We start from the raw sequence: 22,970 nt of genomic DNA, 5'->3' as shown, positions 1-22,970 counted from the left end.
CGAAAGCGCACAGGAATGTCACAGACTCGTTGACTTACCCCCGTCGCCGCTGTTAGAAATGATCGGAAAGCGGTTTCCGGCCCTGCGCCCAACCATCGCCAAACCAAACGCCTCGGCCGGGCTTTCCGTCATTTTTTGAAACGATACAACAAAGGTGCGCAACCCGGACGTGCCTGTAATTTACTGCCTCACGCGTGTCGAAGGAGATACCAAGGGATGACCGAAACAACGCTCAACTGGCTCGACGGCGGGGCCCCGGCCGCGCTTTCCGGCGGCACCACCTGGGGCATGCCCTTCGCCCGCGGCTCCCTGGCCGGCGCCGGCGGGATCTCCGTTGCGGACGCGGCAGGCCGCACCGTCCCCTCCCAGGCCTGGCCGCTGGCAACATGGCCGGACGGCTCGCTGAAGTGGGCCGGCATCGCCCTGCCGGCGACTGACACGCCCTCCGCGCACTACACAGTAACGTCCGACGGCGGCCCCTCACTGAAGACGGAAGCCGCACCGGAGGTTGGGCCCTCACCCGAGGCTGAGCCCTCACCGCAGGTCGCCGTGACGGAAGCGGAAGACTCCGTCACGGTGACCACCGGCGCGCTGGAAATGGTCATCAGCCGCAACAGCTCAACACTGTTCGCCACCCTTTCCCGCGGCGGCGTGCCCGTGGCCCGTGACGGCAGGCTGGTCAGCCTGCTCCAGGACGGCGTCCAGGACGGCCCCGGCACCGTCGGCCGGGAACCGTTCATCGGCGGAGTGACCGCCGTCGTGATTGAACAACGCGGTCCCATCCGTGCCGTAGTGCGGCTGGAAGGCTCGCACCGGCCGGACAACGTGGACGGCAGTGCCGTCGAAGGGGAACGGCGCAGCTGGCTGCCGTTCGTGGTCCGGTTCTACTTCCACGCCGGAGCCCGCAGCGTGAGGATGGTCCACTCGTTCATCTGGGACGGCGAGCCGGAGCGTGACTTCCTCGCCGGCCTCGGCGTCCGTTTCACGGTGCCGCTGGAGGGCCAGCTGCACGACCGGCATGTGCGCATCGCAGGGGCCGACGGCGGTTTCCTCACCGAGGCGGTGCGCGGGCTGACCGGCCTGCGCCGCGACCCGGGCGAGGCCGTCCTCCGCGCCCAGATCGACGGACAGCCCACCCCGCCGTTGGAGGAGTGGAGCGAGCTGGTGTCCAAGCGGCTGCACCTGATTCCGGCCTGGAACGACTTCACCCTGAGCCAGCTGAGCGCCGACGGCTTCGAGCTCCGCAAGCGGACCGCCGAGGGCCACGGCTGGGTGGGAATCTCCGGCGGCACGCGGGCCGAAGGATTCTGTTCGCTCAGCGGCCCCCGCGGCGGCTTCGGCATCGGCGTCCGCAACTTCTGGCAGTCCCACCCGGTCCAGCTGGACATCCGCGGCGCCGCCACCGCACGGACGGAAGTGACCGCCTGGCTGTACTCGCCGGAGGCCCAGCCCATGGACCTGCGTTTCTACCACGACGGGCTGGGCCAGGACACCTTCGAGGAACAGCTTGAAGGCCTCGAAATCACCTACGAGGACTACGAACCGGGGTTCGGCAACCCCCACGGCATCGCCAGGACCCACGAGCTCACGCTGTTCGCCTACGACGCCACGCCGGACACCCGCGCCCTCGCCGCAGACGTGGAGGCATCCTCAGCGCCGCCGCTCCTGCAGGCCTCGCCTGAGTACCTGCACTCGGTCAGGGTCTTCGGCGACTGGGCGCCCGTGAACCGCAGCACGCCGGAGCGCGCCGGGCTGGAGGACAAACTGGACTTCCTCTTCGACTTCTACGCCGGCCAGGTGGAGCAGCGGCGCTGGTACGGGTTCTGGAACTTCGGCGACGTGATGCACACCTACGACTTCGACCGGCACGCCTGGCGCTACGACGTGGGCGGGTACGCCTGGGACAACTCGGAGCTCTCCCCCGACCTGTGGCTCTGGTACATGTACCTGCGGTCCGGCCGGGCGGACGTGTTCCGTTTCGCGGAGGCGATGGCCCGGCACACCGGCGAGGTGGACGTCTACCACCTGGGCGAGTGGCGCGGCCTGGGTTCCCGGCACAACGTGCAGCACTGGGGCTGCAGCGCCAAGCAGCTGCGGATCAGCACGCCCGCTTACCGGCGCTTCTACTACTACCTCACGGCGGACGAACGCACCGGCGACCTGCTCTCCGAACTCGTGGACAGCGACCAGAACTTCCTGGGCCTTGACCCCGTCCGGAAGGTCCGGCCGGACAGCGCCACCTACCGGCCGGAGCGGAGCGCCCTCGGCGTGGGGCTCGGCACCGACTGGGGATCTCTCGCCGCCACCTGGCTCACTGACTGGGAACGGACCGGCAACCCCCGTTCCCGGGACCGGCTGCTGGGCACCATGGCGGACATCGGCGCCCTAAAATACGGCTTCCTCACGGGAGAGGCGCTGTACGACCTGGACAAGGGAAGGTTCGACGCCGGGCGCGAACGGATCCAGGTATCGCACCTTTCCGCGGTGTTCGGGCTGGTGGAAATCTGCAGCGAGCTCATCGACCTAGTGCCCGATGCCGCGTTCGAACAGGCGTGGCTGCAGTACTGCCGGCTGTTCCTGGCCTCGGAGGAGGAGCAGACTGCCGAGGTGGGCCAGCCGCTGGACGGCGTCTACCTGACGCAGGCGCACAGCCGGCTTTCCGCCTACGCGGCGGCCCGCGCCGGGGATTCCGGGCTGGCACGCCGGGCCTGGGACAGCTTTGCGGAAGGCGGCGAACACCTCAATCACGGGTCGGCGTTCACCCTGCGGAAAATCAAACCGCCGTACGTCCTCGCCGCCGTCGACGAAGCGCCCACGGTGTCCACGAACGATGCCGCCCAGTTCGGCCTTGCGGTGATCCAGAACCTGGCCCTGATCGGGGAACACCTCCCGGCACTCCAGCCCGTCCCCTGAGCCATGGTGACCGGCTAACTCCGGGAACTATAGGCAGGCACGACGGCGGACGGTCCCTCAGGCGGGCCGGCCGCCGTCGTGCTTTCAGTAGCTTCGTTTTCAGTGACTTCCGTATCTTCCCCGCGGAAGGCCCGGAGCATGGCTTCGCGGTCGAACTGACCCTCCCACTTCGCCACCACGAACGTGGCCACGCAGTTCCCCAGCAGGTTCACGGAGACGCGCATGGAATCCATGAGGCGGTCGGCGCCAAGGAGCAGGGCGACGCCGGCCACGGGGAAGATGCCCAGGGCACCGGCAGTTGCCGAGAGAGCCAGGAACGCGGAGCCGGGAACGCCGGCCATGCCCTTGGACGTGAGCATCAGGATGCCCAGGGCCACGAGCTGCTGGCCCAGGTCAAGGTTGTGCCCGAAGGCCTGGGCGAGGAACAGCAGCGAAATGGACAGGTACAGCGCGGCGCCGTCCAGGTTGAACGAATAGCCGGTGGGGACCACCAGTCCGGTGGTGGCGCGGGAGCAGCCGGCGTTGGTCAGTTTCGTCATGATGCGCGGCAGCACGGACTCGGTGGATGCCGTGCCCAGAGCCAGCAGGAACTCTTCCCGGCTGTACTTGATGAACTGCCACAGGGGCACGCGCGGGTACACCCAGGCCACCACGAACAGCAGCGCAATGAAGATGATGGCGGCTCCGTAGCAGGCGGCGATCAGCAGGGCATACGTGCTCAGCGAACCCAGGCCGTACTGGCCGATGATGAAGGCCATGGCGCCGAAAGCGCCCACCGGGGCAACGCGCATCACCCAGGTCATGATCTTGAAGAACAGCTCCAGCACCGTCTCCAGGAGATTGATCACGGGCAGGCACCGGTCACGGCCCACCACCACGATGGCCGCACCGAAGAACACCGAGAAGCACAGCACCTGCAGCAGGCTGTTGGAGGCGAAGGCGCCCACAACGCTGGTGGGGATGATGCCCAGCAGGAACGCGCCGGCGTCCTTGGGCGGTGCCGTGCCGGTCTTGGCGTTGAGGGCGTCCTGGGACAGCGTGTTGGGATCGATGTTCAGGCCGGCGCCGGGCTGGACGATGTTGCCCACCACCAGTCCGAACACCAGGGCGAAGAGCGTGGCACCCGTGAAGTAGAGCAGGGCCTTCACACCCACCCGGCCCACGGCCTTTACGTCACCCACGGCCGAGATTCCCGTGACAATCACCAGGAAGATCAGCGGAGCAATGATCATTTTGATCAGCTGGATGAAGCCGTCGCCCAGCGGACGCAGCGCCGAGCCGAGATCCGGCCAGAAGTGGCCGATCCCGATGCCGAGGCAGACGGCCACCAGGATCTGGAAGAAGAGCGACTTGTAGAGCGGCTTCTTGGCTGCCGGTGCGCTGCTTGCTTCGCGCGCCACGGCGGTCGGAGGAAATTTCATCAGGGCTGCCAATCAACAGGGAAAAGGCGCGCAGGTCGCCTCAGGACATTGGCAACGCTATGGTCCCCGTGTTTCCGGCAGGCTAAATCCGTACTGCGGAATTGTTTAACCGCAAGATGGAAAAGAAATAATTGCTGGCCCCGTCCCGGTGCTACACCTGGTCATCCCAGGTGCCGTCGGCCGCGGCGGCTTCCTCCGGCTTGTGCTCCGCATCGGGGTCGCCGCTGCCAATGTATGACGCCGGAACGGTGCCGCCCGCCTGCGTCTGCTGTTCTTCCCTGATGTTCTTGGCCGCGCCCTGGTCCGGGTGGGGCTGCTGATCGACGGCGTCGGGGTCGCCCGGGCCGATCAGATCGGCGGGGTCGGCTGCTGCTTCCTTGGGGTCGGTCATGGCGGCACCTTTCGTTCGGGGTTGCAGGTCCGTTGTCGCCGGTTCGTTGGTTCCGGCGGCACCTTTAGCCTATTCGCTTGCGTTGCTGGAGTGACCAGATTTCCGCTTGTTATGCCAGGTGATATCGCTTGGTGTAACTCGCGAAAATCCCGTCAAAAGGGGAACATCTTCCCTAGCGCTGGGGCAAAAGCAGGAGCACGATTGTACTACCGGGCCACGAAATGCAGTGAGCATCGCCCGGAGTTAAGCCCCCGTTGAGACCGGGAGTGCTGTTTGAAAATGGGTTGAAGACTGGCTGCCGCTTCACAGGGGAGTGTTATCGCGGTTGGACAGTAGTGCCCGAAAATGATCCACTCGCATCCTTTGTAGGAGCAAGAGAAATGTCCATCACTACCCCAACAAAATCCCCCCTCGGAACCCGCTTTGCATTGATTTCGGCTGTTTCATTGGGTCTTATTGGAGGACCCGTTGCACTGGCCGTACCGGCTGACGCTTCGACGTCGCTTCGCGGTTGTACCGTGGACCCGCTGAAGCCGACGGACGCGGGCAAGAATGTCGCTGAATTCAAGATCAGGATCCATTGCAACGGCAACAAGGTCGTGGATGTCCGCCAGAAGCGCTTTGAAAAGGACCGGCACGGGAAAGATGACAAGCTCGGCGATTTCACATGGAGGAATCTGGACTTCGGCAGGCATGATGACCACACCACCGTCAGCAAGAAGGACTGGATCGACAAGGACAAGGGCAAGGACCGCGTTTACCAGGAAGTGTCCTTCCGGGTGAAGAGCGGCCACAACTGGTCGGACTGGACCAAGTGGGAGAGGAGCGACGTCGCGACCATCCGCTGACGTCTCACCGTTCCGCGCATCTGATCCGCTCAATGGATCTGCGCATCCTGGAGCCAGGGGCACGCTGCCCCTGGCTCTTCTTCGAATCAGCGACGACCGCCTGAAATGGATCGCCCATATCGCAGGGGCCCGCCGGAAGTGGGAGGCCAGGTTACCGGCTGGTGCCTGTGGCCGTTGGAGAAGGACTCGTTGGGGAAGCGGATTCAGTTGGCGTGACGGTGACTGTTGCCGTGCTGGTGGCCGTGCCGTCCGGGGTTGGCGTTCCGGACATTGACGAGGTGATGCTCGACGTCGAGGTGGTCGTTCCGGAGGAACCGCCTTCGGCTTCACCAAGGACCTCGTTGACCAAGTCCTCCAGCTCCTTCTGATCGGCGTCGCCAAGATTGGCACCGCCCTTGGTGGCGACCACCAGAAGGCGGCCTTGGGCTGCGGAAATCTGCATCAGCATGTCAGACTCGTTGCCTCCGCGCGTACTTATCGTTGCGAAGGTCTTCTCGCCGTCGGTTTCGGCCTGCAATTCTTTGCTGGCGACGTCGTAACCCTGCCCGAGCACTGAGACCTTGAAGCTCTCGCACTGGGCCATTTTGCCGCTCACGTCATTGAGCAGGCTGACGGCGTCGGGCCCCTCGCTGCCGGACTGGGCGGACAACGTGCGAGGTTGCTGACTCTCCGAGATCGCAATCGCCACGTCGCCGCTTTCGACAGTGTCCAGCAGGCCGGCCGTGGCAATAGTCTTGCACTCCGCCGGGTCGGTGGTGGCCGCGCTCATCAGCAAGCCGGCTATGCGGCCGCCCTGTTCCACCTGGTCCTTTGAATAAAGCTTCAGCTCACTGCCGTCCTTGTCCGACTTGCCGGAGATGAGCTCGCGTAGCTCATCCTCGCTATAGACCTTGTCCTGCGCTGTGCTGGTTGTTGCACTGGCGGAAGGTGATGCGCTTTGTCCACTGCCACCCGTACACGCGGCCAAGGCGAGCACCGCCGCGGCTGCCAGGCCCAAAGCCGGAACAGTTTTCATGAGAACCACCCCTTCAGATAGCAAGCATGCTTATGGTCCATAGGGTACTCCTGCTGACGCCTATTTCCGCAGATGATTTTGGGCGCAGACCCCAGCCCGCCGTCGAACAGTGCCAGCACAAAGCACCGCCCGCATCCATTGGGATGCGGGCGGCGCGTTTGTCCCGCCGTCGGCCGGTATTACTTGCTAGGCGAGATTACTTGGAGGTGCCGACGTACCTGACTGACGGCATGGCCGGCGTTTCCATGCCTTTGCCGATGAAGAAGCTCGGGTGCGGAGGCTGGTTGTAGGCCACGTTCTCACGCGCCACGCCGGTCCGGTACATCGGGTCGTGCATGAGGGTGCGGAGCCGCACCTCGGTGGGGGCCGTGGTGGTGTAGATCCGCAGCTCCGTGCTGTCCGAGGACGGGAAAGCAAGCTCCTCGCGCCAGTCACCGAGCAGGTCAGCCTGCAGGGACGGGTTGCCCTTGGTGGTGTTGTTGGTCCTGGCGCCCGTGGCGGTCAGGAGCCTGTCGCTGGTTTCCGTCTCCCAGTTCCACTTCGAGACGGTGGGCACGCCGACGGAGGTGGCGGCATCGTAGTCGTGGTCCACGATTTCGCGCAGCAGGTCACCGTCCCACCAGGCCAGGAAGTTGGCGGCCGGGATGTTCTCCGCGATCAGTTCGCCCTTCGCGGACATCAGCTGGCCCACGGGCGAGTTCCACGCTGCAGTGCCACCGATGGCCCAGCCCTCAGCGCCGGCGTAGCGGGGGTCGATGTCACCGGCGGCACCGCGTCCGGTGTCCTTGATGGCCGGGATGCTCCAGAGGACTTCACCCGTGGCGGCGTCGCGGAACGTGGCGCCCCGGTTGCCGCTCTGGCTCATGCTTTCGTGGACGGCGAAAGTTTCCAGCCCCGGGCGGGACGGATCCAGGTCGCTGGTGTGGATGGCGTCACCGTGGCCCAGTTTGGTGTTGTACAAGGGCTTGCCGTCGTCGTCGATGGTCATGGAGCCGAAGACGAACTCGTCCTTGCCGTCCTGGTCCACGTCGGCCACCGAGAGGTTGTGGTTGCCCTGGCCCTTATATTCTGCGCCGGCGTCGTCGGAATCGAACTTCCAGCGCTTCACCAGCTTGCCGTTGACCAGGTCGTACGTGACCAGGACCGTTCGCGTGTAGTAGCCGCGGCTGAACATCATCGACGGGTGTTCGCCGTCCAGGTAAGCCACCGCTCCGAGGAAGCGGTCCACGCGGTTGCCGTAGCCGTCACCCCAGGCTGCCACGGAACCGCGGGGCGGATCGTAGGCCACTGTATCCATGGCGGTGCCCGTCTCGCCCTTGAACACCGTGAGGAATTCGGGACCGGACAGCACGTAGCCGGCGGTGTTGCGGTAGTCCGCAGCCGGATCGCCGATCACGGTGCCGGCGGCGTCCTTGGTGCCGTCCGCGGTCTTCATCGACAGCTCGGCCCGGCCATCGCCGTCGAAGTCGTAGGCCAGCAGCTGCGTGTAGTGCGCGCCGGCGCGGATGTTGTGGCCGAGGTCGATGCGCCACAGCTTGGTGCCGTCCATCCTGTAGGCGTCCACGTACACATTGCCGGTATAGCCGGACTGCGAGTTGTCCTTGGCATTGGACGGCGCCCACGTCTGGATGATCTCGTATTTGCCGTCGCCATCGAGGTCGGCCACGCTGGCGTCATTGGCGGAGTAGGTATACGGCTTGCCGTCCTTGGTGACGCCGTCGGCCGGCTTGTCCAGTTTGATGGCCAGGTAGTTCTGGGCCAGCGGCGCAAACTCTTCGGTGAGCTTGTCCTGGCCGCTTCCGTTGCCCACGGCCTTGATCATGTACTTGGAAGACGCCGTCCCTGCCGGATCGACGTACATGGTGCTGTTCCTGATCGGATCCACAGTGAGCTGCACGCCGTCGCGGACCACGTGGAAGCCGATGCTGTCCTTGTCCAGGCCGAGCATCCGCCAGCTCAGGGTGACGCCCTGGTCGGTGAGCACCGCTACCGGGGCGCGGTCCAGGTTTTCCACCTGACGCTTGAGTCCTGCGATACCGGACTGGGCCGGTTGGGCGGCCGCGGCGCCCGCTGGCTGGTTGGGGGCTGTTTGGGTTGGAACCGTTTGGGTTGGAGCGGCCTGGGCCAGGGGAACCCCGGTAAAGGCCAGGACGGCTGCGGCCAAAGTTGCTGCGGCGGCCAGGGGCGCAGACTTCCGCGCGGGGCCCTTCGTACTCTGGGTTGAACATTTCGCGGGGTATGCCAAGAACATCTCCTTTGATGCTGGCGGGCAGGAAACCTGCCGCGCCATGAGTGGGTTGTATCGTTTCATTTCATTGCCGGCAACATCCCCCGTGAATATCGCAAGGGGTCGTCGGGCGGGAAAGAAAGCGCTTTCCGCCCTTAGGTTTATCAGCGCGACAGGACGGCGGTCAATACTCCGGCGATATTAAATGGGAGAAAATGTGCAGTTCTGTGGCTACGCATCAAAGCACTCTACAATTAATCCAGTCGGTGTATTATCTTGGGCGCACAACCGATTTTGCGTGCGTAGTCCCTCATCAACCCCCATAACCAAGGAGCTGTCATGACCCTTCCGGAGCAAGCTACGGGAGAGCCAGCTGCCTGGCCAGCTCCCGGCACAAGGCCGGACCACCCTCGGGCCGGGGCCGCCGTATGGGGGTGCCTGATCGGATTCCTGGGAGGATTGCTCGGCTTGGGCCCGTGGCTGGTGACCGGAACGCGGCTCCCTCTGCAGAACTTGTGGGGCGCAGAGGTCATGCCGGAGCAGATGCCCGTCTCGTTGTTGCCACTGAGCCAGTACGAACTCACTACGATCGTCGCGCTGCTGACCGTAGGCGGTGCAGCGGCAGGACTGACGGTGCGCATCCTGTTCCCCGCCCAGAGGCGGCTGGCCACATGGTGGGCGGCAGCCGGGCTTCTCGCGGTCCAGGTCGCGGCAGCCGTCCAGTCATTCACGGTGCTCGACGGCGGCCTGACGGGCGGGAGGATGGCGAGCCTCTACTTTGCCGGGCTGCTCGGGGGCGTGACCGCCTCCCTCGCCGCATCCCTGGTGGCGCTCCTGCTGCTGGCCTCGAAGTCCCGCGGCCTGACCGCATTGGGGGCCGGACTTGTGGCCGTGCCTTTCGCTTCATGGGCCGTGGAGTGGGTTGTCGGCTTTGTCGGGCACGTCAACGTCCCCGTCGCTGTGCCGTCAATTGCCCGCTGGATTCCCGCACTCCTCGTCGGTTGCGCCCTGGCCTGGAGCGGGCTTCGACCGGCGCGGCGGGCCGCGGTGTGGCTCGTGAACCTTGCCCTGTTGTGGGTGGTTCCCGCCCTCTTCATCTCAGTGAACTACGTTCTCGGGTCACGCGTACTGGCGGGCGATATGCAGGAGACGCTGCTGATGGGCCGGCAGATCCTGGCCGCTACCCTCGGGCCCAAAGGTGGAGCACTTCCCACTGTCGTCATGGCCCTTGCCGTCGCACTGGCGGGGCTAGGCATCCGATATTTTGCCGCTCGCAGGCGGCCAGGGCAAGGCCCGTCAACTTTGTCCCCACCCTGAACCGCCGCCCGGCCAGCATCTCGGGCAGGAGCCGATTTGAGAACAGCCGGGCCACCCCGCCAAGGCCATTTCTATCTACAATTTAAGTGGCGGCAATGGCGGCAACCAGCTGCACGGGCCGCACCACAAGGAGGACCGCAATGGGTTTGGGTGACAGGATCCACAACGCCGCGGAGAGGCTTCACGGCAAGGGAAAGAAAGCCGCCGGTGAGATCAGTGGCAACGACCGCATGAGGGCCGAAGGCAAGGGCCGCGCAGTCAGGGCCGACCTCAAGCAGGCAGGCGAAAAGATCAGGCACGCTTTCAAGCGGCACTAAATACGAACAACCGGACGGGCGGCCCTGCCAGGGCCGCCCGTTTTTCTGTGCCTGCCCGCAGCCGACGCCGCCCCAGCTCTTGCGCCGCCATATCCCCGCCGCTTGCCGGCCTTAATGGTTGACGTCCACGCCCGACTGGACCTACACTTTTCATACAGCAGAATATAACTTCCACAATACGAAATAACTACGGAAGTTACTGTTAGACCGACGGAACACCGGACCACGCAAGGACATGACAATGACGTACACAGTGAACTGCTCCATCCTGCTGACGGAACTGCCGCTCCTGGAGCGGCCCGCCGCAGCGAAGGCCGCCGGCTTTGACGCCGTCGAATTCTGGTGGCCTTTCGAGACCTCCGTCCCCACTGACGCCCAGGTCACCGAGTTCGAGAACGCCATCACCGACGCTGGCGTGCAGCTCACCGGCCTGAACTTCAACGCCGGCAACATGCCCGGCGGCGACCGCGGCCTGGTCTCCTGGCCCGCACGCTCCACCGAATTCCAGGACAACATCGACGTTGTCGCCGGCATCGGCGAGCGCCTCGGCTGCAAGGCCTTCAACGCCCTCTACGGCAACCGCATTGACGGCGAACCGGCCGAAAAGCAGGACGCCCTTGGCGCCGAAAACCTTGCGGCGGCAGGTGCCGGCGTCGCCCGCATCGGCGGCACCGTCCTGCTGGAACCCGTCAGCGGCGCCCCCAGGTACCCGCTCCTCAAGGCCCAGGACGCCCTCAACGTCATCGCCCGGGTCAGGGAGGAATCCGGCGCGGAGAACATCAAGTTCCTCGCCGACTTCTACCACCTGGCAGTGAACGGTGACGACGTCGCCGCCGTCATCGAAAAGCACGCGAAGGACTTCGGCCACATCCAGATCGCCGACAACCCCGGCCGCGGGGCTCCCGGAACCGGAGAGCTTCCCCTCGGCGAATGGATCGCCCGCAGCCGCGAACTCGGCTACGAGGGCTACATAGGCCTCGAATACAAGGAACCGGCGGAGACCGCCTTCAGCTGGGCCATCCGCCAGCGCGTATCCCAGTAGTCCCCTAGCCCGGCTTCCTCAATCACCACAAAGACTTCAGAAAGAGAACCACAATGAGCAATGTTGCAGTCATCGGACTCGGAATCATGGGCCTGCCCATGGCCATCAACCTGGTCAAGGCCGGCCACACCGTCACCGGCTTCAACCGCAGCCAGGACAAGATCGACAAGCTGGTCTCCGAAGGCGGCAAGGGTGCCACGAGCATCGCCGACGCCGTCAAGGACGCCGACGTCGTCATCACCATGGTCCCGGACTCCCCCGATGTCGAAGGCGTAGTCAGCGGCAAGGACGGCGTCTTCGCCAACGCCAAGAAGGGCACCTTGTGGATTGACGCTTCCAGCATCCGCCCGGATGTGGCCAAGCGCCTGTCCGAGGACGCAGCCGCAGCAGGCATCCGCCCGCTCGACGCTCCCGTTTCCGGCGGCGAGCAGGGCGCCATCGACGCCGCCCTCTCCATCATGGTGGGCGGCGACGCGGCGGACTTCGAGGCAGCACAGGACGTCCTCAACGCCGTCGGCAAGACCATCGTCCACGTCGGCCCGTCCGGCTCCGGCCAGACCGTCAAGGCAGCTAACCAGCTGATCGTCGCCGTCAACATCGAGGTCCTGGGCGAGGCCATCGCCTTCCTCGAGGCCTACGGCGTGGACACCGACGCCGCCCTCAAGGTCCTCGGCGGCGGCCTCGCAGGCTCCAAGGTCCTGGACCAGAAGGGCCAGAAGATGCTCGACCGCAACTTCGACCCCGGCTTCCGCCTTGCCCTCCACCACAAGGACCTCGGCATCGTCACCTCCGCAGCCCGCGAAGCCAACGTCGCCGTCCCCCTCGGCGCCGTCGTCGCACAGCTCGTCGCCGCCACCGTCAACCAGGGCGACGGCGGTCTCGACCACTCGGGCCTCTTCAAGCAGGTCCTCCAGCTCAGCGGCCGGAAGTAACCACTCCCACCCCTTTCGAGTTTTTGTCCAGATAATCGGCCCAAACGGTCCCTTATCTCCCGGTATCTGGACAAAAACTCGCTTTAGCACACCCAAAATCAGCCCCCAAAGGGCACCCCAAAGACTTCTTAGGAGCACACCATGAGCAAGATGCGTACCGTTGATGCAGCGGTTGCCATCCTGGAAAAGGAAGGCGCCATCGAGGCGTTCGGCCTGCCAGGCGCGGCAATCAACCCCTTCTACTCCGCCATGCGGGCCCACGGCGGCATCCGCCACACGCTGGCCCGCCACGTTGAAGGCGCCAGCCACATGGCCGACGGGTACTCCCGGGCCAAGGACGGCAACATCGGCATCTGTATCGGCACCTCCGGCCCTGCCGGCACCGACATGATCACCGGGCTGTACGCGGCCTGGGCCGACTCCATCCCCATGCTCTGCATCACCGGCCAGGCACCCGTGGCCAAGCTGCACAAGGAAGACTTCCAGGCTGTGGACATCGAGTCCATCGCCAAGCCCGTCACCAAGATGGCCATGACCATCCTGGAGCCCGGCCAGGTTCCCGGCGCCTTCCAGAAGGCCTTCCAGCTGATGCGCTCCGGCCGCCCCGGTCCCGTGCTGCTGGACCTGCCGATCGACGTGCAAATGGCCGAGATCGAATTCGACATCGACACCTACGAGCCCCTGCCCGTAGAGAAACCCAAGGCCAGCCGCAAGCAGCTGGAAAAGGCCCTGGACATGCTGACCGCAGGCGAGCGCCCGCTGATCGTGGCCGGCGGCGGCATCATCAACGCCGGCGCGTCCGGGCAGCTGGTGGAACTGGCCGAGCTGCTGGGCGTTCCGGTCATCCCCACCCTGATGGGCTGGGGCTCCATCGCCGACGACCACCCGCTGATGGCCGGCATGGTGGGCCTGCAGACCTCGCACCGCTACGGCAACGAGAACTACCTGCGCAGCGACTTCGTGATCGGCATCGGCAACCGCTGGGCCAACCGCCACACCGGCGGGCTGGACACCTACACGGCCGGCCGCAAGTTCGTGCACATCGACATCGAGCCCACCCAGATCGGCCGCGTCTTCTCCCCCGACTTCGGCATCGCGTCCGACGCCGGCGCTGCCTTGGAAGGCCTGATTGAACTGGCCCGCGAACGCCGGGCAGCCGGATCCCTGCCGGACTACTCCGGCTGGGCCGCCGAATGCGCCGAGCGCAAGGCCAGCCTGCACCGCAAGACGCACTTCGAGAACATCCCCATCAAGCCGCAGCGCGTCTACGAGGAAATGAACAAGTCCTTCGGAAAGGACACCACTTACGTGTCCACCATCGGCCTGTCCCAGATCGCCGGCGCCCAGATGCTCCACGTGTTCGGTCCGCGCAAGTGGATCAATGCCGGCCAGGCCGGTCCCCTGGGCTGGACCGCCCCGGCCGCCCTGGGCGTTGTCCGCGGCAAGCCGGAGGAGACCGTTGTTGCCCTGTCCGGTGACTACGATTTCCAGTTCATGATCGAGGAACTGGCTGTGGGGGCGCAGTTCAACCTGCCGTACATCCACGTGGTGGTCAACAACTCCTACCTGGGCCTGATCCGCCAGTCCCAGCGCGGCTTCAACATGGAGCAGAACGTCTCCCTGGCCTTCGAGAACATCAACAGCCCGGAGACGAACGGCTACGGCGTGGACCACGTCAAGGTTGCCGAAGGCCTGGGCTGCAAGGCCATCCGGGTGGAGGACCCCAACGACCTGGGCTCCGCGTTCGACAAGGCAAAGGCACTGGCTGGCGAATTCAAGGTTCCCGTGGTTGTAGAAGTGATCCTGGAAAAGATCACCAACATCTCCATGGGCGTGGAAATCAATGCGGTCAACGAGTTCGAGGAACTGGCCGAAACCAGCGCTGACGCCCCCACCGCCATCCTGGCGATGCAGGCCTAATCATGCGGATCGTGATCGCGCCGGACAAGTTCAAGGGGTCCCTGTCCGCCCCGGAGGTTGCCCGGCACCTGGATGCGGGGCTGCAGGCGGCAACCGGCCACAACCTGGACGTCATCCGGATTCCGGTGGCCGACGGCGGCGAGGGCACCCTCGACGCCGCCGTCGGCTCCGGCTTCACCCGCCGAAGCGCCCTGGTCAGCGGCCCCACCGGGCAGCCGCTCCGGGCGGAGTTTGCGGTCCGCGGCCGCGAAGCTGTCATTGAAATGGCCGCCGCTTCGGGGCTCGCCGTCCTGCCGGACGACATCAAGGACGCCAAGAACTCCACCAGCCTGGGCACCGGTGAACTGATCCGGGCAGCGCTCGACGCCGGATGCCGGCAGATCATTTTGGGCGTCGGCGGGAGCGCCAACACCGACGGCGGCGCCGGCGTCCTGCAGGGACTCGGCGCGGAGCTCCTCGACGGCGAAGGCAACGAACTGCCGCCCGGCGGCGCGGCCCTCGCCAGGTTGGACCGGATCGATTTCTCCGGCTTCGACACCCGGCTGGACGAGGCACGCTTTGTCCTTGCCAGCGATGTGGACAACCCGCTGCTCGGAGTGGAAGGCGCCGCGGCAATCTTCGGCCCGCAGAAAGGCGCCACCCCGGAGGACATCGCAATCCTCGACGCCGCGGTCTCGCACTTCGTGGACGTGCTCGCCGCCGAAATCGGGCCGCGCGCGCTGAAGGCCGCTGACGCACCGGGTGCCGGGGCGGCGGGCGGCGTGGGCTACGCCGCCATCGCGGTCCTGGCCGCGACGCGCAGGCCGGGCATCGACGTCGTCCTGGAATTCAGCGGACTCTCGGACCGGCTCGCCGGCGCGGACCTGGTGATCACCGGCGAAGGCAGCCTGGACGAACAGAGCCTGCTCGGCAAGACGCCCATGGGCGTGGCACGGGCGGCTGCACGGGCCGGCGTTCCGGTGGTGGCCGTCTGCGGCCGGACCACGCTGACGCCGGCGCAGCAGAAGGATTCCGGGTTCCGGCAGGTCTACCCTCTGACCTCGCTGGAGGCCAAGGTAGAAATATGTATAGCCGAAGCAGGACCCCTGCTCGAACAATTGGGAAAGAACATCGGCATGGAGCTGGCGGACCTGGTCCCGGCCGGTTCCACCCCGGCTGGTTACACCCCGCCAGTGAACAGCGTCCGCACTAAGGAGCCCCTCAATGTCTGAAGAAAGCTTTGACCTCGTCATTCGGGGCCAGCGCGTCCTCACCACCGCCGGTATCGCGGCGCGTGAAGTAGGCGTACGCGGCGGCAAGATCGTCGCCATCGAGCCGCTCGGCAACGGCCTGTCCGGCGCGGAAGTGATCGAACTGGCCGACGACGAAACCCTCATTCCCGGCCTGGTGGACACCCACGTCCACGTCAACGAGCCCGGCCGCACCGAGTGGGAGGGCTTCGCGTCCGCCACCCGTGCCGCCGCAGCCGGCGGCGTCACCACCATCATCGACATGCCGCTGAACTCCATCCCGCCCACCACCACGGTGGAAGGCCTCAAGCTCAAGCGCGAAGTGGCCGAGGACCAGGCGTTCGTGGACGTCGGGTTCTGGGGCGGCGCCGTGCCCGGCAACAAGGCGGACCTCCGCCCGCTGCACGACGAAGGCGTGTTCGGGTTCAAGTGCTTCCTGCTGCACTCCGGCGTGGACGAGTTCCCGCACCTCGAGGCGGACGAGATGGAAGAGGACATGGCCGAGCTCAAGTCCTTCGACTCGCTTATGATCGTCCACGCCGAAGACTCCCACGCGATCGACCGCGCACCACACCCCGGCGGCGACCACTACTCCACGTTCCTGGCTTCCCGCCCCCGCGGCGCCGAGAACAAGGCCATCGCCGAGGTAATCGAACGCGCCCGCTGGACCGGCGCCCGCGCCCACATCCTGCACCTGTCCTCCTCTGACGCGCTGCCGATGATCGCCTCAGCCAAGCGCGACGGCGTGCACCTCACCGTCGAGACCTGCCCGCACTACCTCACGCTGATGGCCGAGGAGATTCCCGACGGCGCCACCGCGTACAAGTGCTGCCCGCCTATCCGCGAGGCTTCCAACCGCGAGCTGCTGTGGAAAGGCCTGCAGGAGGGCACCATCGACTGCATCGTCTCGGACCATTCCCCGTCGACCCTTGACCTGAAGGACCTGGAAAACGGCGACTTCGCCGTGGCCTGGGGCGGCGTCTCATCGCTGCAGCTGGGCCTGTCGCTGATCTGGACCGAGGCCCGGCACCGCGGCATCCCGCTGGAGCAGGTTGTTTCCTGGATGGCCGAGAAGCCCGCCGCCCTGGCCCGCCTGTCCAACAAGGGCCAGCTGGCGCTCGGGTATGACGCCGACTTCTCGGTGTTCGCGCCGGATGAGGCCTTCGTGGTGGACGTCTCCAAGCTGAAGCACAAGAACCCCATTACGCCGTATGACGGCAAGGCGCTCTCCGGAGTGGTCCGGAAGACTTTCCTGCGCGGACATGAAATCGACGGCCAGACCCCGGGCGGCAAGCTCATCCGCCGCGGCGGCGTCTGAGGCATCACGCCATGGCTGTCCAGGTACATTCCCCGCGCGGCATATGTGTGGCGGGTCCGGCGACACCGGGCCCGGCGCTCAAGGCCCATGGCCTGGCTGTCTGGGTGACCCCGGACGGCGACCAGGACATTGACGACGCCGTGATGGCGCGCGCCGCGGAGCTGTTACTGGCGCGTGCCCTGAAGATTGCTCCGGAGGCGGAAGTCCACGTTTGGCCCGCCGCCGGAGCTGCAACTTCCGCTGCCCACGCCGCCCCGCCGGGGGGACCGCACGGGCCAGCCGGCAGCGGAACCCAGGTGCCGTCGTCGTCCGTTCCGGAGGACTCCCCGGAGGACGACGACGGCGCAACTCCCCTCCCGCCGTTGGCCGGACCCGCGAGCCTCGTGTCAGTGGACCTTGCCGCCGGCGAGGTCCAGCTGGACGGGGCGCCGGTGCCGCTGACCGGCGTCGAATTCAAACTCCTGCGCTATCTGGTGGAGAATTGTTCGCGGGCCATCAGCCGGGAAGAGCTCCGGCTGTTCCTGGAATCATTCGATTCCCCCGCAGCGGCCTCCCGTTCCATCGATGTGTACGTTGGCCGGGTGCGGCGGAAGCTGCGCCGCGGCCGGCATGCCATCGCCACGGTGCGCGGCGGCGGCTACCAGTTCGTCCCAGGTCCCCACGCCAAAGTGCGCGGACCTGCGGAATACTGCATCTGAGAAAACACGAGGAACACCATGACCCCCATTGACCAGGCCACCATGGCTTTCACGCCCACAGCGCTCATCGGCACGGCTCTCAGCGGAAGGCTCCAGCCCGGCACCCCGGCTCCGGATTTCACCCTGCCGGACGCCGCCGGGAAGGCTGTATCCCTCGCGTCCTACCGGGGCAGGAACGTGATCGTCTACTTCTACCCGAAGGCTGCCACTCCCGGCTGCACCACCGAGGCCTGCGACTTCCGCGACAACCTGGCGTCGCTGCAGGGCTCCGGCTACGAGGTCATCGGCATCTCCCCGGACGCCCCCGCGGCACTCGCAGAGTTCACGGGAGATTTCAGGCTGAACTTTCCGCTGCTCTCCGACCAGGACAATGCCGTCGCCGTGGCGTACGGAGCCTGGGGCGAGAAAGTCCTCAACGGCGAAATCACCGAGGGCGTACTGCGCTCCACCGTGGTCATTGGCGCTGACGGCAGCGTCACGCTGGCCCGCTACCAAGTGGACGCACAGGGCCACGTCGCTACGCTCCGCGGGGAGCTGGGGCTGTAAGAGGCAGCGCTTCGGCGCCGTGCGGCCGGGTCATACCGGCCGCACGGGCCAGGCACAGCAACGGCACAGGTGTTACGGGGAACGTTGCATGGACCATCTCCGAGCTTGAAAGCAGCAGTCCATGCGACGTTCCCCCCCGCACCGTCCTATCCTCGTCCCTTGTCGCGTTCACCCTGGCCCTGACAGGGTGCGGAGCCGGCGCGGCTACAGACCCCTCCGGGACTGCAACATCAGCGGCCGCTGCGGGCAGCGGCGCAGCCACGGAATCAGGCACAGAAACGGGCGGCGCCGGAACAACGACGGCGGAAACCACCCTCTTCGCCGACGGCGCCTCCCATGATGTCAGCATTGAATGGGATGAGGCTGCCTACACCGACATGATCGCCGCCTACGAGGCAGACGGGTCCAAGGAATGGATCCAGGCGGACATCACCATCGACGGCACGCTCGTCTCCGGCATCGGCGTGCGGCTCAAGGGCAACTCGACGCTGCGCAGCCTCAGCGGCGACGGCAACGGACCAAGGGGCGGCGGGGCCGCGGTTTCGTCCGGCATCTCCTCCGACGTTCCGGAATCCCTGCCGCTGCTGATTGACTTCGATAAGTACGTTGACGGCCAGACTTACCAGGGGATCACCCAGCTCTCGCTGCGTCCGGGCTCGCCGGTCCTGAACGAGGCCCTGGCGCTGGCTCTCACCGAGGCGAGCGGCCAGGCCACGCAGCGCTACGCCTACGCCACCTACTCCGTGAATGGCAGCACCACCCAGACCAGGCTGCTGGTCGAAAACCCGGACGAAGCCTATGCCGACGCCCTCTTCGACACCCCGGGCGTGCTCTATAAGTCCGACGCGGAGTCCAGCTTCACGTACCAGGGCGACGACCTTGCAACGTACGAAGACCAGTTCAAACAGCTCAATGCGGAGGACAGCGAGGACCTCCAGCCCATCGTCGATTTCCTCAAGTGGCTCTCCGAAGCCGCCGACGAGGAGTTCGACGCCGGGCTGGCCAACCGGGTGGATGTGGAATCGTTTGCACGCTATGCGGCCACGATGAACCTGCTGGTCAACGGCGACGACATGGCCGGCCCCGGCCAGAACTACTACCTCTGGTACGACCTGGATACCAAGAAGATCTCCGTCATTGCCTGGGACCTGAACCTGGCCCTGACGGGCAACGCCACGGCCTCCCCGGATGAGGAGGTCTCCATTGGCGGAGGCGGGGGCATGGGCGGAGGCGCAGGCATGCAGCGGCCTCAGGGCGAAAATGACGACGCCGGGGCACCGCCGGCGGGAGTTCCGGCCGACGCCGGTTCGCCGCCGGCGGGGGCCGCCCTGGGCGGTGCCAGGGGCGGCAACGAGCTCAAGGAGCGGTTCCTTGCCTCCGAGGCGTTCCAGTCCCTATACGACAACGCCTACGCGGACCTCTATGAGCAGCTGTTCGCCAGCGGGACCGCCGCCGGCCTCCTGGACAAGATCGCCGCCGTCGTGCCTCCCAGCGATGACCTCACGCAGGAGGAACTGGCGGAGCAGACTGACACGCTCCGCACGTTCATCCAGGAACGCACCGAGGCACTCGAGGACCAGGTCTAGGCGTTACTGAGAGATCACCTGACCAGCCGGCGGAATACTGCATCTGAACCCGTGGTTGTTCCAGTAGAACCGACTGAGTACCAATCGCTTTTGTCAGTAATCAGACTCCAGAAGGACCATCATGAGCCCCAACCTGACCACCAAGCTCCAGCCCGGAACCCAGGCACCCGACTTCACCCTGCCTGACGCTGAAGGCAAGCCGACATCCTTGGCCGATTACCGCGGCAAGAACGTCATTGTGTACTTCTACCCGGAAGCGGCCACCCCCGGCTGCACCACCGAGGCCTGCGACTTCCGCGACAGCCTCGCATCCCTGCAGGGCTCCGGTTACGAGGTCTTGGGCGTCTCCCCCGACGCCCCCGAAAAGCTGGCCCACTTCACCGGCGACTTCGCGCTGACCTTCCCGCTCCTGGCCGACGAGGACCACTCCGTGGCGCTGGCCTACGGCGCCTGGGGCGAAAAGCTGCGGGACGGCGAAGTCACCGAGGGCATCGTCCGCTCCACCGTCGTGCTCGATCCTGAAGGCAAAGTGAAGCTGACCCAGTACCAGGTCAAGGCACAGGGCCACGTCGCAGCGCTGAAGGAAGCCCTGGGCGTCTAGGACGCTCTCTCACTTTTCGCAACAAAAACCGGAACCCTCTCTCACCCTTGAGAGAGGGTTCCGGTTTTTCCTGTAGTTAGTGAGAGAGGGTTCCGGCTGCCGTCGGCCAGATCAGATGCGGGCCCGGTCGGATGCCGCTGCGGAGTGACGGACCTGCGCCGGCGTGAAGCGGGCGCCGGCGTCGGGGAAACCGGGAACCTCAATGCGCGCGTGGCTGTGGACCTCAGTGACGGTGTCCCGCGTATGCCCGGCGATTTTGGCCATTGTGGTGACCCACATCCCGTCCATGGACTTGACCCGGCTGATCAGCTGTTCGAGGGCCACCGCTTTGGACGGCCGGCCGGAGATGAACGGATGGTTCGTCAGTACGAAGCAGGTTCCGGCCGCGTGGTGCGCCTCGGCTTCCAGGGTCCACATTTCGAGGACCTTGGCGGGGCTTTCGATGACTCCGCTGCCGGTCACCCCGGGGTAGAAGGCATACTGCTCCCAGTCGTCGAGCGCCCAGTCGACCGGGATTTCGACCAGGTCCCTGGAGTCGCCCTCGGCGACGCTGAAGCGGTACGGCGCATCGCCGTCGAGCAGGCTGGAGTCGTAGAGGAAGCCCCTATCCGCCAGCAGGGCCGGCGAGTGCCAGTTCAGCTCCCACCAGGGAGCGCGGTAGCCGACCGGCCGCACGCCCGCGACCTTGGCCAGTGCTTCCAGCCCCCGGTCGATGTACCGCGCCTCGGTGGCTGCGTCGATGCCCTGCATGGGTTCGTGCAGGTAGCCGTGGTGGGCGATCTCGTGGCCTGCGTCCACGATCCGGCGCACCACGTCGGGGTAGCTTTCGGCGGTGAAACCGGGGATGAAGAAGGTGGCCTGGATATCCTGGCGCTGCAGGATCTGCAGCAGCCGCGGTACCGCAACCTTGGGTCCGTAGGACTGGTGGGTCATGAGGGACATCCGGCGCGTGCTGGTGGGGTCGTGGGCGATGGTGCATGACTCCGCGTCCACGTCGAAGGTGAAGGATGCGGCCGCCCTGTACCCTTCGGGCCAAGTGATGGGATGGGCGGAGTCCGGGAAGGCGGGGAAATCCATGGTCCGATTCCTTCTAGAGCGAGACGGCGGTTGTCGGGCGGGCTGCCGGGTCCGGGACATCTGACTCGGGCGACTCCGGGACGGTTACCGCGGCCGGCGGCGGTTCTGCGCCGACCAGAAACTTGCGGTGAAACCGGGGTCCCAGGACCCCGTAGCTGGCGGCGCTGCTGAGTCCGCCGGCGAGCCAGGACAGGTCCCAGCCGCCCAGGGCCACGGCGATGGGGCCCTGCATTGCCGGGACCAGCCCGTACATAAACAGCCAGGTGGCGAAGATGCCGACCAGGAGGGATACGATGCCGGCCCAGTTGACGCCGGGGAGGCGCTTGGTGCCCACGCCGTCGAACAGCCGTGAGGGGTCGCCGGGCCAGCGCTTCTCGATCCAGAAGTAATGCACCAGCATCACACCGCCCAGGCCGCCACCCATGCGACGAGTCCGATGAGCCAGGCGTCCAGCACGGCGGCGAAGTCCTCCTGGAAGATGAAGGAAGACGACGGCGGCCAGCGAGAACACGCCGACGAACAGGTTCAGCTTGCGGCGGCTGATGGTGATGTCGAGGGCCTGCGTCGCGACGGAGAAGGTGTAGATGTTCAGGATGTTGGTGGCGATGGGTCCGTGCAGGACCATCAGCAGCACCGGAAGTGCGAGGACTCCAAAGTTCTGAACGATGAGTTTTCCGGGATCGATCTCGCCGCTGTTGGTGGCGAGGCTGGCGCCCAGGATTCCGAGCCAGACAACGGGGATGAACTGACCTAGGACCGAGGCCAGGTAGACCCTTCGCTTCGGCACTTCGGTGCTGACGAAGCGGGAGTAGTCGGCGGCGTAGGTGAACCAGGTGATCCCCCAGCCGATGCCAATGGCCGTCATGACGGCGCTCATCGCGGCGATCCGCTCCGAGCCTTCGAGGATGTTGCCGGCCGGTCCGGCGTAGGTCCAGTTGATCTTCATGCCGAACCAGGCGACGGCGGACATCACCGCGAGGATGATGATGGTGGGCGGCACGGTCCACTTCTCAAATGCCGCGATGGCCTTGTACCCGAACCAGGCGATGGCCACCTGCGCAGCCATGATGGTCGTGGCGACGCCGATCTTCCAGACGTAGTTCCGGGCCGTGGGGTCAACCCAGCCGAGGGTTCCGAACAGTGCCATCACCAGGTCCAGGATGATCCAGGTGTTCACCGCGCACCAGCCGATCACCAGCAGCGCCTGGATGGCAGCCGGCAAATAGTTTCCGCGCCTGCCGAACGCCGCGCGGGCCAGCACCATGCCGGTGGCCCCGGTCTTCTGGCCGAGCAGGACGAAGCAGCCGAACAGGAGCATGCCGATCAGGTTCCCCAAAACCAGAACGATAACCGTGTCAGCGAAGCCGAGACCGAGGTGGATGCCCAAAGCACCGAGCACCCAGTTGATGGGCGCAAGGTTGGCTCCCGCCCAGATCCAGAACTGACCGGAGACCTTCCGGGTCCGCTGTGATTCGGGGATGGGCTGAAGCCAGGCTTCAACGTCTTCGCCGGCGACGGGCACCGGGCCGGCCGGGACTGCAGTGGAGTTGTGTTGCATGTGGGGCCTCCATA

At 65.8% G+C, this 22,970-nt stretch carries 18 protein-coding genes and 1 pseudogene; 13 read left to right on the top strand and 6 right to left on the bottom strand.

From position 1 onward, the window contains the following. Positions 1–216: 216 nt before the first annotated feature. Complete coding sequence (locus AB0N24_RS14250; RefSeq protein WP_364125289.1) at positions 217–2,913, top strand: Tat pathway signal sequence domain protein; 2,697 nt, start codon at positions 217–219, stop codon at positions 2,911–2,913. 14 nt (positions 2,914–2,927) lie between these two features. Here AB0N24_RS14250 and AB0N24_RS14245 read toward each other — a convergent pair whose 3' ends face one another. Next, on the bottom strand, positions 2,928–4,334 hold the full coding sequence (locus AB0N24_RS14245) for a cation:dicarboxylase symporter family transporter (RefSeq protein WP_364125286.1): 1,407 nt from the start codon (positions 4,332–4,334) through the stop codon (positions 2,928–2,930). A gap of 151 nt (positions 4,335–4,485) precedes the next feature. After that, complete coding sequence (locus AB0N24_RS14240) at positions 4,486–4,725, bottom strand: hypothetical protein (protein ID WP_364125284.1); 240 nt, start codon at positions 4,723–4,725, stop codon at positions 4,486–4,488. A 380-nt stretch (positions 4,726–5,105) separates the two neighbouring features. Between AB0N24_RS14240 and AB0N24_RS14235 the strand changes: the two genes are divergently transcribed. Beyond that, complete coding sequence (locus tag AB0N24_RS14235) at positions 5,106–5,573, top strand: hypothetical protein (RefSeq protein ID WP_364125281.1); 468 nt, start codon at positions 5,106–5,108, stop codon at positions 5,571–5,573. 151 nt (positions 5,574–5,724) lie between these two features. On the opposite strand, the gene AB0N24_RS14230 is transcribed toward AB0N24_RS14235, so the two are convergent. Then, positions 5,725–6,588, bottom strand: a complete 864-nt coding sequence (locus tag AB0N24_RS14230; RefSeq protein WP_364125279.1) for a hypothetical protein — start codon at positions 6,586–6,588, stop codon at positions 5,725–5,727. 196 nt (positions 6,589–6,784) lie between these two features. After that, on the bottom strand, positions 6,785–8,839 hold the full coding sequence (locus AB0N24_RS14225; RefSeq protein WP_364125276.1) for a rhamnogalacturonan lyase: 2,055 nt from the start codon (positions 8,837–8,839) through the stop codon (positions 6,785–6,787). 315 nt (positions 8,840–9,154) lie between these two features. Here AB0N24_RS14225 and AB0N24_RS14220 point away from each other — a divergent pair, with 315 nt between their 5' ends. The 11 genes and pseudogenes from AB0N24_RS14220 (at position 9,155) to bcp (AB0N24_RS14170) (ending at position 20,321) form a co-directional block, all read left to right on the top strand. Further along, entirely contained in the window at positions 9,155–10,132 is a 978-nt protein-coding gene (locus AB0N24_RS14220; protein WP_364125273.1) for a hypothetical protein, read from the top strand. Between the two features lie 140 nt (positions 10,133–10,272). Further along, positions 10,273–10,449 carry a CsbD family protein gene (locus AB0N24_RS14215; protein WP_214949405.1) on the top strand — a complete coding sequence of 59 codons (177 nt, stop codon included), beginning with the start codon at positions 10,273–10,275 and terminating at the stop codon, positions 10,447–10,449. Between the two features lie 241 nt (positions 10,450–10,690). Further along, complete coding sequence (locus tag AB0N24_RS14210) at positions 10,691–11,491, top strand: TIM barrel protein (RefSeq protein ID WP_364125271.1); 801 nt, start codon at positions 10,691–10,693, stop codon at positions 11,489–11,491. A 50-nt stretch (positions 11,492–11,541) separates the two neighbouring features. Then, positions 11,542–12,423, top strand: a pseudogene (locus AB0N24_RS14205) (2-hydroxy-3-oxopropionate reductase); the annotation flags it as partial. Between the two features lie 141 nt (positions 12,424–12,564). Continuing rightward, the gene (gene gcl, locus AB0N24_RS14200) at positions 12,565–14,343 is read left to right on the top strand and encodes a glyoxylate carboligase (protein WP_364125268.1); all 1,779 of its coding nucleotides are present in this window, start codon (positions 12,565–12,567) and stop codon (positions 14,341–14,343) included. Between the two features lie 2 nt (positions 14,344–14,345). After that, positions 14,346–15,554 carry a glycerate kinase gene (locus AB0N24_RS14195; RefSeq protein WP_364125265.1) on the top strand — a complete coding sequence of 403 codons (1,209 nt, stop codon included), beginning with the start codon at positions 14,346–14,348 and terminating at the stop codon, positions 15,552–15,554. Then, positions 15,547–16,890 (top strand): allantoinase AllB, encoded by a 1,344-nt coding sequence (allB, locus tag AB0N24_RS14190; protein WP_214949421.1) that lies wholly within the window; start codon positions 15,547–15,549, stop codon positions 16,888–16,890. Before AB0N24_RS14195 ends, allB begins: the two co-directional genes overlap by 8 nt. Before the next feature lie 11 nt (positions 16,891–16,901). Beyond that, the gene (locus tag AB0N24_RS14185; RefSeq protein ID WP_364125262.1) at positions 16,902–17,588 is read left to right on the top strand and encodes a winged helix-turn-helix domain-containing protein; all 687 of its coding nucleotides are present in this window, start codon (positions 16,902–16,904) and stop codon (positions 17,586–17,588) included. Positions 17,589–17,654: 66 nt separating this feature from the next. Further along, positions 17,655–18,134 (top strand): thioredoxin-dependent thiol peroxidase, encoded by a 480-nt coding sequence (bcp, locus tag AB0N24_RS14180; RefSeq protein WP_364125681.1) that lies wholly within the window; start codon positions 17,655–17,657, stop codon positions 18,132–18,134. A 377-nt stretch (positions 18,135–18,511) separates the two neighbouring features. Further along, complete coding sequence (locus tag AB0N24_RS14175) at positions 18,512–19,720, top strand: CotH kinase family protein (RefSeq protein ID WP_364125259.1); 1,209 nt, start codon at positions 18,512–18,514, stop codon at positions 19,718–19,720. 121 nt (positions 19,721–19,841) lie between these two features. After that, positions 19,842–20,321 (top strand): thioredoxin-dependent thiol peroxidase, encoded by a 480-nt coding sequence (bcp, locus tag AB0N24_RS14170; protein ID WP_364125257.1) that lies wholly within the window; start codon positions 19,842–19,844, stop codon positions 20,319–20,321. A 111-nt stretch (positions 20,322–20,432) separates the two neighbouring features. Here the strand turns inward: bcp (AB0N24_RS14170) and AB0N24_RS14165 are convergent, their stop codons facing one another. Next, positions 20,433–21,398, bottom strand: coding sequence for a polysaccharide deacetylase (locus AB0N24_RS14165; RefSeq protein WP_364125255.1), 966 nt, complete (start codon positions 21,396–21,398; stop codon positions 20,433–20,435). Positions 21,399–21,411: 13 nt separating this feature from the next. Then, entirely contained in the window at positions 21,412–22,956 is a 1,545-nt protein-coding gene (locus AB0N24_RS14160) for a cytosine permease (protein WP_364125252.1), read from the bottom strand. Positions 22,957–22,970: the final 14 nt, after the last annotated feature.

The organism is Arthrobacter sp. NPDC093128 (assembly GCF_040683875.1).
In the GTDB taxonomy this organism is placed as follows: domain Bacteria; phylum Actinomycetota; class Actinomycetes; order Actinomycetales; family Micrococcaceae; genus Arthrobacter.
Note: the sequence above shows the minus strand (reverse complement) of the source record. Positions and strands in the feature narration are given on the sequence as shown.